General features: G+C 44.6%; 12 protein-coding genes and 1 riboswitch. Of the genes, 5 read left to right on the plus strand and 7 right to left on the minus strand.

Going from position 1 to position 12,786, the window contains the following annotated elements; genetic code table 11:
* Positions 1–92: 92 nt before the first annotated feature.
* Together AB5916_RS16975 and AB5916_RS16980 are read right to left on the minus strand one after the other, a co-directional pair.
* Positions 93–1,709 (minus strand): xylulokinase, encoded by a 1,617-nt coding sequence (locus tag AB5916_RS16975; protein ID WP_368192025.1) that lies wholly within the window; start codon positions 1,707–1,709, stop codon positions 93–95.
* A gap of 62 nt (positions 1,710–1,771) precedes the next feature.
* Positions 1,772–2,218, minus strand: coding sequence for a DUF1700 domain-containing protein (locus tag AB5916_RS16980; RefSeq protein WP_262583127.1), 447 nt, complete (start codon positions 2,216–2,218; stop codon positions 1,772–1,774).
* A 228-nt stretch (positions 2,219–2,446) separates the two neighbouring features.
* Positions 2,447–2,530, plus strand: a riboswitch (ZMP/ZTP riboswitch).
* A 142-nt stretch (positions 2,531–2,672) separates the two neighbouring features.
* On the opposite strand from AB5916_RS16980, the gene AB5916_RS16985 reads away from it, so the two are divergent.
* The 4 genes from AB5916_RS16985 (at position 2,673) to AB5916_RS17000 (ending at position 6,778) form a co-directional block, all read left to right on the plus strand.
* Entirely contained in the window at positions 2,673–4,358 is a 1,686-nt protein-coding gene (locus tag AB5916_RS16985; protein WP_368192027.1) for a formate--tetrahydrofolate ligase, read from the plus strand.
* 312 nt (positions 4,359–4,670) lie between these two features.
* The gene (locus AB5916_RS16990; RefSeq protein WP_368192029.1) at positions 4,671–5,807 is read left to right on the plus strand and encodes a sodium ion-translocating decarboxylase subunit beta; all 1,137 of its coding nucleotides are present in this window, start codon (positions 4,671–4,673) and stop codon (positions 5,805–5,807) included.
* Positions 5,808–5,858: 51 nt separating this feature from the next.
* Positions 5,859–5,981 (plus strand): hypothetical protein, encoded by a 123-nt coding sequence (locus tag AB5916_RS16995; RefSeq protein WP_262583129.1) that lies wholly within the window; start codon positions 5,859–5,861, stop codon positions 5,979–5,981.
* Complete coding sequence (locus AB5916_RS17000) at positions 5,981–6,778, plus strand: Cof-type HAD-IIB family hydrolase (protein WP_368192031.1); 798 nt, start codon at positions 5,981–5,983, stop codon at positions 6,776–6,778. Before AB5916_RS16995 ends, AB5916_RS17000 begins: the two co-directional genes overlap by 1 nt.
* Positions 6,779–6,799: 21 nt before the next feature.
* Here AB5916_RS17000 and xylB read toward each other — a convergent pair whose 3' ends face one another.
* From xylB to AB5916_RS17020, 4 genes are all read right to left on the minus strand, one after another.
* A complete protein-coding gene (xylB, locus tag AB5916_RS17005; RefSeq protein WP_368192032.1) occupies positions 6,800–8,287 on the minus strand; it encodes a xylulokinase in 1,488 nt (495 codons plus the stop codon).
* A 6-nt stretch (positions 8,288–8,293) separates the two neighbouring features.
* Complete coding sequence (locus AB5916_RS17010; RefSeq protein WP_173727616.1) at positions 8,294–9,778, minus strand: L-fucose/L-arabinose isomerase family protein; 1,485 nt, start codon at positions 9,776–9,778, stop codon at positions 8,294–8,296.
* A gap of 16 nt (positions 9,779–9,794) precedes the next feature.
* A complete protein-coding gene (locus AB5916_RS17015) occupies positions 9,795–10,418 on the minus strand; it encodes a DUF4867 family protein (RefSeq protein ID WP_158422498.1) in 624 nt (207 codons plus the stop codon).
* A 95-nt stretch (positions 10,419–10,513) separates the two neighbouring features.
* Positions 10,514–11,371: an AraC family transcriptional regulator gene (locus AB5916_RS17020; protein WP_158422499.1), complete on the minus strand. Its 858-nt coding sequence runs from the start codon at positions 11,369–11,371 to the stop codon at positions 10,514–10,516.
* 208 nt (positions 11,372–11,579) lie between these two features.
* Between AB5916_RS17020 and AB5916_RS17025 the strand changes: the two genes are divergently transcribed.
* Positions 11,580–11,858 (plus strand): type II toxin-antitoxin system HicB family antitoxin, encoded by a 279-nt coding sequence (locus AB5916_RS17025; protein WP_158422500.1) that lies wholly within the window; start codon positions 11,580–11,582, stop codon positions 11,856–11,858.
* Positions 11,859–11,875: 17 nt separating this feature from the next.
* Here AB5916_RS17025 and AB5916_RS17030 read toward each other — a convergent pair whose 3' ends face one another.
* Positions 11,876–12,574: a GntR family transcriptional regulator gene (locus AB5916_RS17030; RefSeq protein WP_368192035.1), complete on the minus strand. Its 699-nt coding sequence runs from the start codon at positions 12,572–12,574 to the stop codon at positions 11,876–11,878.
* Between the last annotated feature and the right edge of the window lie 212 nt (positions 12,575–12,786).

A 12,786-nucleotide genomic window follows, 5' to 3' on the forward strand; every position in this document is an offset into this window, starting at 1 on the left:
AGAACAAGTGTTCTTTTTGCTTTTATGCAATTCATCTCCCACCTGTAGAGGAAGGAGAATTCTTGCTATATATTATGATAAATCAGTTACTTCTACTCCGTCCAGATATCGGAATCCACAGCAGCCCGCTCCACCGGAATGCCCTTCAGATACCGCTCCATGAAACGATTATATCCCTCTATACCTTCCGGGTCCGGAGCAAGGGTGGTGCCCATATTCCCTGCAAATACCTTCTGGTCCAGGAAGTCCTCCAGTGTTTCACGCTCTTTCTTATGGATCAGGTAAGATGCCAGAACTGCAATTCCCCAGGCTCCTCCCTCTCCTGCTGTATCCATAACAGAAACCGGTGCTCCTACAGCATCTGCCAGGATCTGCTGGCCTACGCCCTTGGTCTTGAACAGCCCGCCATGACCCAAAAGACGACTCACCTTCACATCCTCCTTCTTGAAGAGGATATCCAGCCCTACACGCATAGCTCCCAGGCAGGTGTAAAGATTGGTGCGCATAAAATTCGCCAGGGTAAAATGGCTCTCCGGAGATCTTACAAACAAAGGCCGTCCTTCTTCAAATCCGGTCATATGTTCACCGGAATAGTAACAGTAAGACAGAAGTCCACCGCCGTCTTTGTCTCCCTCCAGAGCCTTTCTGTATAAGGTGCCATAAAGCTGGTTCATATCTACTTCCATCCCCATAGCCTGGGCAAACTCTTTGAAAATGCCCACCCATGCATTCAGATCTGTGGTGCAGTTATTAGAATGTGCCATAGCCACCGGATGACCGGATGGTGTAGCAACCATATCAATCTCCTTATAAGGGGCAGATAATTCCTTCTCCAGTACAATAGATGCAAATACAGAAGTACCTGCTGAAACATTTCCTGTGCGCATAGCAACGCTGTTAGTGGCAACCATGCCAGTGCCTGCATCCCCTTCCGGCGGACACATAGGAATCCCGGCCTGCAATCTGCCGCTCACATCCAAAAGTCTTGCACCCTCTTCTGTCAGACAGCCAGCTTCCTGTCCTGCCACCAGACATCTAGGCATAATATCCCGAAGCTTCCAGCCAAATCCATATGGCTGGACCATCTGATCAAACTGCTGGATCATGGTCTCATTATAATCCTTTGTCTCACAGTCTACCGGGAACATACCTGCCACATCCCCGATCCCAAGCACTCTTTGCCCGGTAAGCTTCCAGTGCACGTAAGCCTCAAGAGTAGTAATATAATCAATATCCTTTACATGAGGCTCGCCTTTCAGAATGGCCTGGTATAAATGAGCAATGCTCCATCTCTGGGGAACGTTATAATGAAAAAGCTCTGAAAGCTTCTCGCTGGCTTCCCCGGTAATATTATTGCGCCAGGTACGGAAAGGAACCAGCAGATTCCCCTCTTTATCAAAAGGCATATAACCATGCATCATGGCACTGATACCTATAGCACCTGTTCTGGTAAGCTCTGTCTCTGCACCATACTTCTCTTTAATGTCCATAAGAAGGCTCTGATAGCACCCCTGAAGTCCGCTCCATACATCCTCAAGACTGTAGGTCCATACTCCATGTTCATAACGATTCTCCCATTCATGTCCTCCGGATGCTATCGGCTCATTCTGTTCATTGATCAGCACAGCCTTGATCCTGGTAGACCCAAGCTCAATCCCAAGAGCAGTCCTGCCCTCCAGGATTGCCTGCCTGTTCTCTGCAATACTCATTATAAAATCCTCCCTTTTCCCTTTCTTAATCTGTCCGCATACCTCTTATTTGGAAATACCTATCATCTCCGTCGAAATAAAAAAGATATCACATACACCCCTAATGCTATCATAACAAGAGACGGCATAATACGCCCGATCATTCGAATCAGCACACTTAAAATCCCCACAAAGATCACAAGAGAGATCAGCTTCTCATACCAGGGCTTATCCTGAAAACTGTGAACCTGTCTCTTGTCTTCGCTATAGCTATCCCCGGAAAAGCCAGAATCTTCTGTAGAATACTCCTCATAGGATATATTGCCATTATCCGTATCTGTATCCAGAAGAGTCCTGGCGATCAGCCTGGGATCTCCAAGTTCGTTCAGCACATCCTGCTCTGATCTTCCCTTCATCACCTGGGACTGTATATAATCCTCATAATACCTTAAATGTGCAGCAATCTTCCCTTCATGCATTTGCCCGGTCAGCTGACTCTCCAAAATGTCTAAAAATCCTCTTCGATCCATGCTGTATCCAACCTCTCGTTCCATATCGTAATTGGGGCATTTCCTAACATTATGGCTTCATTTTATCATAAAGGACAAGGATATCCTATATACTTTTTCTAAAATTTCTATAATCTTTTTATCATTTTATGAATTTTGCACAAATTTAACTGTTATTTTTCTATCAATTAACATTGATAAATACTTGACAATCTCATCCACTTATGCTAAAGTGATTTCATCAGTTGAAAAGCTTCTGAATACTGACGGATTCGTGGAATTGACCACAGGGATTTCAGAAGTTGGACACAGCCGACCGTCTGGGCAGTATTTGATCTCATCAGATACTGCCCTTTTTTAACAGGATGATGGCATTGTACCCATCCTGTGGTCCGGCAGCAATGTTCCCGGAGAGTAAAGGCAGAATATTCCCGGAAGGCTATCAATATTTATTCAAAATCAGGAGGAGAAATTTATGGGATTCAAAACTGACATTGAGATCGCACAGGAATGCGAAATGAAGCCGATCACTGAGATCGCAGAAAAAGCAGGGATTGATGACAAATACCTGGAGCAGTACGGAAAGTACAAAGCAAAAATCGATTACAATCTTTTAAAAGAATCTGACAAAGAAAATGGAAAGCTGATTCTTGTGACTGCTATCAACCCTACACCGGCTGGTGAAGGTAAGACAACAACTACCGTTGGTCTGGCTGATGCAATGCAGAAAATGGGCAAAAGTGTTATGGTAGCTCTCCGTGAGCCATCCCTTGGACCGGTATTCGGTGTTAAAGGCGGTGCAGCAGGCGGCGGATATGCACAGGTTGTTCCTATGGAGGATATCAACCTTCACTTTACAGGTGATTTCCATGCCATCGGTGCAGCGAATAACCTGCTGGCAGCAATGATCGACAACCATATTTTCCAGGGAAATGCACTGAACATTGACCCACGTAAGATCACCTGGAGAAGATGTGTAGATATGAATGACCGTCAGCTTCGTAATGTAGTAGACGGCCTTGGTGGAAGAACAAACGGTATGCCTCGTGAAGACGGATACGACATCACGGTTGCATCTGAGATCATGGCTGTTCTTTGCCTTGCAAGTGACATCAAAGACCTGAAAGAACGTCTTTCCAGGATCATCATCGGATATACATATGGCAAACCATCAGAGCAGAAGCCGGTAACAGCTGGTGACCTTCATGCAGAGGGCGCTATGACCGCACTTCTTAAAGATGCCCTGAAGCCAAACCTTGTACAGACACTGGAGCATGTACCGGCCATCGTACATGGCGGACCATTTGCAAACATCGCTCACGGATGCAACTCTGTAACTGCTACAAAAATGGCCTTAAAGCTGGCTGATTACACCATCACAGAGGCTGGTTTTGGTGCTGACCTTGGTGCAGAGAAATTCCTGGACATCAAATGCCGTATGGCAGGTCTGAAGCCAAACGCAGTAGTGATCGTAGCTACTGTACGTGCACTGAAATATAATGGCGGCGTTCCAAAGGCTGACCTGAACAATGAGAACCTGGAAGCTCTTGAGAAAGGTCTTCCAAACCTTCTGAAGCATGTAAGCAATATCCGCAACGTATACAAACTGCCATGCGTAGTAGCTATCAACGCATTCCCAACAGATACCAAGGCAGAACTTGATCTTGTAGAAACAAAATGTAAAGAGCTTGGCGTAAACGTAGCACTTTCCGAAGTATGGGCAAAAGGCGGCGAAGGCGGTCTGAAGCTGGCTGAGGAAGTAGTACGTCTGTGTGATGAGCCAAACGACTTCACATATTCCTATGAGCTGGAAGGCTCCATTGAAGACAAGCTGAACCAGATCGTTCAGAAGATCTATGGTGGTAAGAGAGTTGTTCTTACAGCAAATGCCCAGAAACAGGCAAAACAGTTAGAGGCTCTTGGCTTTGGCAACTGCCCGATCTGTGTAGCTAAGACACAGTACAGCCTGACAGATGACCAGACCAAGCTTGGCGCTCCTACAGACTTTGAGGTAACAGTACGTAACCTGAAGATTTCTGCAGGTGCCGGCTTCATCGTAGCACTTACCGGTGAGATCATGACCATGCCAGGACTTCCCAAGGTACCGGCTGCTGAGAAGATCGACGTAGACGAAACTGGAAAGATCACAGGTCTTTTCTAATAGAAATTCAACCTTGACAATACTCCCTCTTATAGATATAATACTTCCAATAAGAGGGAGTAGCTGCCACAGGCTTGGACCTTTATCAGTGTTTCATCCAGTGGATTTTCAGGCGTCAGAACGGCCACCAGTACAGTGACCCGCCTAAAGTTGAAATAGCAAGACTTTTATTACAGTATGTTTATTGTTCATTCAGCAAATACTGTAATAAAAGTCTTTTTTATTTACTATGAAATCACGGGCAGCAGTCATAAATGAGACATGCTTGTCCTCACTTCGCTCTCTCAAAATCCATTTTTCAGGAGGAAAATCATGAGTTTTTTAATTGAAGGAGTCCAGGCTCTCACCTGGCAGCAGGTGGTTATGTACGCAGTAGGTATCCTGCTGATCTATCTGGCAATCGAAAAAGGTTATGAACCATCCCTGCTTTTACCAATGGGATTTGGTGCCATTCTGGTTAATCTTCCCTTTACAGGTGTACTTGATCAGACCCTTCAGGGAGGCATTCAGGCAAATGGCGTGATCGAATGGCTGTACAATGTAGGGATCAATGCTTCCGAGGCTATGCCAATCCTGTTGTTTATCGGTATCGGAGCAATGATTGATTTTGGTCCACTGCTTTCCACCCCACAGATGTTTTTATTTGGTGCCGGTGCACAGTTCGGGATCTTTGCAGCAATCCTGCTGGCAACCGTTCTTGGTTTTGACCTGAAGGATGCAGCTTCCATCGGTATCATCGGTGCCGCTGACGGTCCTACTTCCATCCTGGTATCCCAGGTCCTGCACTCAAAATATATAGGTGCCATAGCAGTAGCCGCCTATTCCTATATGGCGCTGGTTCCCATTATCCAGCCTTTTGCTATACGGCTTGTTACCACCAAAAAAGAACGCCAGATCCATATGGAATACAATCCGGCTTCTGTTTCCAAGAAAATGCGTATTGCATTCCCTATTGTTGTTACTATGATTGTAGGTCTGGTAGCACCACAATCTGTGGCTCTTGTAGGATTTCTGATGTTTGGTAATCTGATCCGTGAGTGCGGCGTACTTGGCACCATGTCCGATACCGCTCAGAATACCCTTGCCAACCTGATCACATTATTGCTTGGCATTTCTATTTCCTTCAGCATGCGTGCAGAATACTTTGTCACAAAAGGCACTTTAATGGTTATGCTGATCGGACTTTTTGCCTTTGTAATGGACTCTATTGGCGGTGTATTTCTTGCCAAATTTATGAACCTGTTCCTTAAGAAAAAGATCAATCCTATGGTTGGCGCAGCCGGAATCTCTGCATTCCCCATGTCTTCCCGCGTGATCCAGAAAATGGCACTTGAAGAAGACCCAAGCAATGTTATCCTGATGCACGCAGCCGGAGCCAATGTATCCGGCCAGATCGCTTCTGTTATTGCAGGAGGACTTGTGATCAATCTGGTAACAAGCTTGCTTTAAAGATTCATAATTATAATGTATGATAATGTATAGATGTAGGAGGGAATCTCAATGAATACAGAGAATATAATGGCAGCCCTGGAAATCATGGGCAAAGGAATGGCTGGTATTTTCGTAGCTATCCTGTTGATCATGCTTTGTGTATGGATCATGGGAAGGTTAGGTAAAAAATAATGGAATACAAAATGATGGCAGTGGACATGGACGGAACTCTTTTAAATGATTCCAAGGAGATTTCTCCCAGAACTGCTCAGGCGATCAGGAAAGCTGTTGCACAGGGATTTCTATTTACCCTGTGCACCGGACGTCCCATCCAGGGTGTAGAAAGATACAGTCAGTTCCTTGGTCTTCAGGCTCCTTTGATCACCTATAATGGTGCCATGATCATCCGCTCTGACACCAAGGAGATCCTGTACAAACAGGAACTTTTACCAGAAGATATACATAAGATATTAGAATTCGGCCGGAATTATAATACCACCATGTGTATCTGGTCCGGCAACCGGCTTTATGGGAATGTTTTGAATAATCAGATCCATGCCTATAAGAAAAACACTGGTGTGGAGCCTGTCCTTATGGAAGACGAAGATGCCCTGATCCGCCAGGGCGTTACTAAGATCCTGTGGATCGATACAGAAGAAAAAATCAAAAAAATACAGGAAGAACTCCCTGGAGATGCTTTTTCCCAGGTAACTTTCTGTACTTCCCAGACCACTTATCTGGAGTTTTTCAACAGTCAGGTATCCAAAGCCAAGGCTATGGAACGGCTGGGACAGCTTTTTAATATCCGTCAGGAAGAGATGATTGCTGTCGGCGATGGCCTGAATGACCTACCTATGATCGAATATGCTGGTCTTGGCGTTGCCATGGAAAATGCACAGGCCCAGGTAAAAACCCGGGCCCGGTACATTACCTCTTCCAACGAGGAAGACGGTGTTGGTAAAGTTCTTGAAAAATTTGTCTTAATATGAATTCACCCATGCAGCCATGGCTCATTCATGGCTACAGTCCGGGACTTTTATAGTAAATAAAGGCTTCATCGTTGGATACAATTCACGGAATTTCTGGTATCTTGCTTCATATTTTTCCACAAGAGCCGGTTCCGGTTCCACAGTATCCACAATCTTTGTAAGCTTCTTTCCAATGGTTTCCACATCCGGGTAGGCGCCGCAGCCAACTGCTGCAAGCATGGTGCCGCCCAATGATGGACCTTCTTCCACTTCCAATACATCCACCTTAAGATTCATAATATTAGCAATCATTTTTTTCCAAAGTGGGCTCTTTGCGCCACCACCGCAGATCTTTGTACGTTCTATCTGGATTCCCAGGCTTCTTGCCACTTCCAGGGAATCCCGAAGGCCAAATGCAACGCCTTCCAGTACGGCCTGAGTCATATCAGCCCGTGTGGTATCCATAGTCATGCCAAAGAATACGCCTCTTGCATCCGGATTGTTATGAGGAGAACGTTCTCCCATCAAATACGGCAGAAAATACACATGATTCTCACCTAATTCTTTGATCGGTGCCTGCTCCGCACTATAGTCCTTTGTTCCAAGGATCTCTTCTGACCACCATTTATTGCAAGAAGCTGCACTAAGCATACATCCCATCAGATGGTAGCTGCCATCTGCATGGCAGAAAGAATGAAGTGCATTATTCTGATCTACTCCGAATTCTTTGCTGGAAATAAAAATAGTTCCGGAAGTACCAAGTGAAATATTGCACTGGCCATCTCCTACAGTGCCTGTACCCACAGCCGCGGCCGCATTATCTCCGGCTCCTGCCACGATCTTCACCTCTGGTGAAAAACCAAGCTCAGCTGCCAGTTCCGGCCTAAGGGTACCTACAACCTCCCAGCTTTCATACAGTTTTGGAAGCTGTTCCCTTGTGATTCCGCAAATCTGGATCATTTCCTCAGACCAGCATCTGTTCTTTACATCCAGAAGAAGCATACCGGATGCGTCAGATACATCCGTACAGAAGGAACCAGACAGACGGTAAGCCAAATAATCCTTTGGAAGCATGATCTTTACGATCTTTGCAAAATTGTCAGGCTCATTTTTCTTCATCCACAGGATCTTTGGTGCTGTAAATCCTGCAAAAGCAATATTTGCAGTATATGCGGACAGTTTATCCTTACCGATCACCTGATTCAAGTAATCAGTCTCTTCTCCTGTGCGTCCATCATTCCACAAAATTGCAGGACGGATCACCTGATCCTCTTTGTCCAGAGTTACCAGCCCATGCATCTGGCCTCCAAAACCAATGCCTGCCACCTGGGATCTGTCGATCCCGGCGGTCAGCTCTTTCATCCCCTCCATGCTTTTCTCAAACCAGTCAGAAGGATTCTGCTCTGACCAGCCTGGATGTGGGAAATATAATGGATATTCTTTTGATACGATATTACAGATCTTTCCGGACTCTTCCATGAGAAGAAGCTTTACGGCGGAAGTGCCCAGGTCAATACCGATATAGTACATACTCAATTACCCCCATGGATTCTCCGTCGGATATCTTACGCCTGCCGGCTGATTATAACCGATCTCATCTACCGGAACTCCGATATACTTAAATACTTCAAACAATGCTTTTCCGTAATGTCCAAATGCAACTGCACCATGATGCGGGAAGTTCTTCTCGATCAATACGTGGCGGTAGAAACGTCCCATCTCCGGAATTGCAAAAATACCAATAGATCCAAAGGAACGTGTTGCAACCGGCAGGATCTCACCATGTGCAATATAAGCACGAAGCTTGTTGTCAGAAGTGCTCTGCAGACGATAGAAAGTAATATCTCCTGGCACCAGATCACCCTCCAGTGTACCCTGTGTTACTTCCTCAGGCAGGCTTCTTGCCATGATCATCTGATACTTCATTGTGCAGGAAGACAGCTTGCCAGCTGCTGTATTTCCACAATGGAATCCCATAAAGGTATCCTTCTGCGTATAATTAAATTTGCCCTTGATATCGCTTTCGTACATATCATTTGGTACGGTGTTGTTGATGTCAAGAAGTGTTACTGTATCATTACTGATCACTGTGCCGATGAACTCGCTTAATGCACCGTAAATATCAACCTCGCAGGATACCGGGATACCCTGTGCTGCAAGACGACCATTTACATAGCATGGAACAAATCCAAACTGTGTCTGGAATGCAGGCCAGCATTTGCCTGCAATGGCAACAAATTTACGATAACCTTTATGCTCCTCTACCCAGTCCTTTAAGGTCAGCTCATACTGTGCAAGCTTTGGCAGGATCTCCGGCTTTTTATTACCTGCTCCAAGCTCTGCTGCCATCTCTTCTGCCAGTGCCGGGATCCTTTCGTCTCCTGCATGTTTGTTGAATGCTTCAAAAAGGTCAAGCTCTGAGTTCTCCTCAATTTCAACCCCTAAGTTGTACAGCTGCTGGATTGGTGCATTACATGCAAGGAAATTCAATGGACGAGGTCCAAAGCTGATAATCTTAAGATTGCTCAGTGCATATACTGCCTTTGCAACAGGCACAAAATCATGGATCATATCTGCACATTCTTCTGCATTTCCAACCGGATATTCTGGAATATAAGCTTTAATATTGCGAAGCTTAAGATTATAGCTTGCATTTAACATACCGCAGTATGCGTCTCCACGGCCCTGTACCAGGTCATCTCCGGACTCTTCTGCAGCTGCCAGGAACATCTTTGGTCCATCAAAATGCTTTGCAAGCAGGGTCTCAGAAATCTCAGGCCCGAAGTTACCAAGATAAACAGCCAGTGCATTACAGCCAGCTGCTTTAATATCCTCCAGTGCCTGTACCATGTGGATCTCACTTTCTACAATACAGACAGGACATTCATAAATTTCAGAAGCATCATATTTCTCTGTGTAAGCTTTCACCAGTGCTTCTCTTCTTGTAACAGAAAGAGACTCTGGAAAACAATCTCTGCTTACTGCAACAATTCCAATCTTGATCTGTGGCATATTATTCATCATGATATTATCCTCCTTATTCCTCATCCAATGAAATGTTTTTACCTTTTAATCCGTTAAATGCACCCTGGATCTTTGCATCTTCATGTGCGATCAGCCATTTATTCTTAGCAGTCTGAAGTCTGTCTTCCCCATCGGTCTCTGTCTGGAAAGTCAGATCTGTATTTGTCCCTCTTGGAAGAACTACCACGCACTGAAAGCCTGTATCATTTACATGACATGGTGCGTAATGAAGTGTAGTAGCATAAACCTCAATGCCAGTGCCTGCCGGTACCAGATATGCCTCAATATTCGCTGTGTCATATGTAAAATCCGGTGCAATATCCTGCTGATGTCCGATCAGCAGCACCAGATCTGTTACAGCCACATTGATTTCTGAATTGCGATGGTATTCCACTGCATTCAGTTTCCTGTTATGTCCATTGCAGTATCCGATCTCAATAGGAAGTCCGCCATAGCCTTTGTTCTGCAGTTCTCTGGCCACATCCAGGCTTTCCAGTTCTTCTACGGAAGCTACATAGATCACATTTTCCGGTACAGGTGTATGCTTCATCTCCCTGATCAGTGCTGTAAAATCATACCCCTCCAGAACCTTTCCATATTTGCGGAAAGAGTCATCTGTTACATTTTGAATCTTCACCTCTTTACCTCCTTGCCATAAGTTTTTTGTTTATCGATAAAAAAAGCATACCATAAACAGGTATGCTTTTCGTCTTTTTTATTGTCTATTCCATGTCACTTTTTTGACCTTTTTTCTCTTTCCACTGCACTGGGCAGGATCTGGTATCTTTTTTGGAATTCCTTGGCAAATGATCTGTTGCTGGCAAAGCCGTTATCCAGTGCAATCTGACTGATTGTATGGTCAGTATTCATCAGTTCTCTGTATGCATATGCCATTCGGATATCCTGAAGATATGACTTAAAATTGACTTTTGCATATTTTTTGAACATTCGTGACAAATAAGCCTCCGAATAGCCAAAAAGGGCTGCCATTTCTGAAAGCTTTAAATCTTCCCTGTAATGCTCCCTCATATAAGAAGTGATCTTTGACAGTGCATCAAGCCTGCGGCTGGCGTGGATTTCCTGTCTGGCAGCTTCTGATTCACGATAATCACGGATCATAAGAAACAGAATATTGTAATACAATGCCATAGTCCGGAACTCGTATCCGTCTCCTTCCTGATGATACACATTGTAAAGCTCTTCCACAAAAAAGGCCAGCTTCCGGTTGTCCGGGATCTTCTCATCCTGGTGCCCACTCATACGGGCAGCACTTTTAAACCGGATAAACCTTTGGGCAGTAAAATAATCCTGGAACTGCTTCAAAGGGATCTGCAGCACAATGGTCCGGTTCTTGTGTGGAGCCTGCACTGAATGAACCTCATTGGAATTGATAATGATCAGCTCACCGGCCTCCAATGGATACTCCTGATCATTTAAAAAAAGGGAAAGATGCCCTTCCTGCACAGCAAAAATCTCCACAGAGGTATGCCAGTGCTTTTCCCTTGCATAATTCCCATTCATTCCTTCAAATATAAATAGTTTAAAAGGCACCCCTTCATTTGGGATGATCAGTTCATGCTGAAATTCCATATGTATACCTTCTATTATACCTTCTTTCGCAAGTTTGCAAATCACATTTAGCAATTCTGTAAATCACCTATTTAGTAATTTCGCAAATCACTCATTTAGTAATTTCACAAATCACCTATTGTCTTTCCACAGGAAATTACCTATAATAAAGCTTAGTATTGCTTTGTGCTTCGCACTCCTGCAATCATCTTTTTTATTGGAGGCTGTTATGAAATTTATTTATCCTGCGGTTTTTAAAAAGACAGAAAACGGCACATACCACGGCTACTTTCCGGACCTGGAAAGCTGCTACGGAGACGGAGATACCCTGGATGAAGCCATAGAAAGTGCCAATGCGGCAGCTTATGACTGGATCACACTGGAGCTTGCAGAAGATGAACCTGCAATGCCCCCTATCTCAGACGAAAGCGATCTTGACCTTAAAGAAGGAGAGATCGTCCGCAACATCTCTGTAAATATCCGATTTTATGAAGGCTGGGACGAATGATCGCCCCAGCTGTTCTTTTATCTGATCCGACCAGTCATATGGACGCTGAATTCGTACCGATCGCCAACCAGCTTATTATCAACATATTCGAAAGGACCTTTCTCAGTATATCCAATCCTTCGGCTTCGCAGCAGGGCTGCCCCCTGTTTCAAATGAAGCACCTGGGCCTCCAGATAGTCCGCATTCACCGCTGAAAATGTTTCATCTGCTTCTGTCACCACCACCCCATATGTGTTTTCCAGGAAATTATATAAGCCTACAAATTTGCCTGCATATTGTTCAAAACCAGGGATCTGGTCCTTCACAAGGTAATTATTCATAAGAGCAATGGGCTTATCATCAGCATATAAAATCCTCTGGATCAGATAAACCGTTACCTCAGGTTCCAGTTTCAGCTTCTCCCGCACAATCTCCGGTGGTTGCACCAGTTGGATATTTACCCCTTCTACTGTGATATTATATCCTTTTCTTTTTAATGTTTCCGTAATAGAAGTGACTGTATTCAGCTGCTGAGTTGTTGAGATGTCCCGTACTTCCGTGCCTTTACCTTGGACCACTTTTACATAACCTTCATCCGAAAGCATGGCGATAGCTCGCCGCACAGTGATCCTGCTCACAGCATAAATTTTCTCCAGGTCACGTTCTGTAGGAAGAAGCATCCCCGGTTTGTAGGCGCCTTCCTTGATCAGCTTTTTAATGCTTAAATAAACCGTCATGTAAGCTGTTACCTTTTGCATATTTTCTCCGTAATCCTTTTAATCTGAAGTGTAATTTATACTATTTATTTCTATATTATCCCATTTTTCAGATAATGTAAACACATAAGCGTCAAAGCACCTCAACAGTAACCCTGTGACATGCTCCCACCACTTAAATCTCAGATTTTGAAGTGGGGGCTTCTTGCTCAATGGCTCTACTGAGCCAAGTA

The sequence above is a fragment of the Blautia sp. 1033sp1_1033st1_G9_1033SCRN_220408 genome (assembly GCF_040929965.1).
GTDB classification, from domain to species: Bacteria; Bacillota; Clostridia; order Lachnospirales; family Lachnospiraceae; genus Blautia_A; species Blautia_A ammoniilytica.

Coding starts and splice junctions, on each gene's coding strand:
- AB5916_RS16985 (WP_368192027.1), top strand. CDS start 2,673: ATGGGATTCAAAACTGACATTGAGATCGCACAGGAATGCGAAATGAAG.
- AB5916_RS17010 (WP_173727616.1), bottom strand. CDS start 9,778: ATGAATAATATGCCACAGATCAAGATTGGAATTGTTGCAGTAAGCAGA.
- AB5916_RS17020 (WP_158422499.1), bottom strand. CDS start 11,371: ATGGAATTTCAGCATGAACTGATCATCCCAAATGAAGGGGTGCCTTTT.
- AB5916_RS16980 (WP_262583127.1), bottom strand. CDS start 2,218: ATGGATCGAAGAGGATTTTTAGACATTTTGGAGAGTCAGCTGACCGGG.
- AB5916_RS16995 (WP_262583129.1), top strand. CDS start 5,859: ATGAATACAGAGAATATAATGGCAGCCCTGGAAATCATGGGCAAAGGA.
- AB5916_RS16975 (WP_368192025.1), bottom strand. CDS start 1,709: ATGAGTATTGCAGAGAACAGGCAGGCAATCCTGGAGGGCAGGACTGCT.
- AB5916_RS17030 (WP_368192035.1), bottom strand. CDS start 12,574: ATGACGGTTTATTTAAGCATTAAAAAGCTGATCAAGGAAGGCGCCTAC.
- xylB (WP_368192032.1), bottom strand. CDS start 8,287: ATGTACTATATCGGTATTGACCTGGGCACTTCCGCCGTAAAGCTTCTT.
- AB5916_RS17025 (WP_158422500.1), top strand. CDS start 11,580: ATGAAATTTATTTATCCTGCGGTTTTTAAAAAGACAGAAAACGGCACA.
- AB5916_RS17000 (WP_368192031.1), top strand. CDS start 5,981: ATGGAATACAAAATGATGGCAGTGGACATGGACGGAACTCTTTTAAAT.
- AB5916_RS16990 (WP_368192029.1), top strand. CDS start 4,671: ATGAGTTTTTTAATTGAAGGAGTCCAGGCTCTCACCTGGCAGCAGGTG.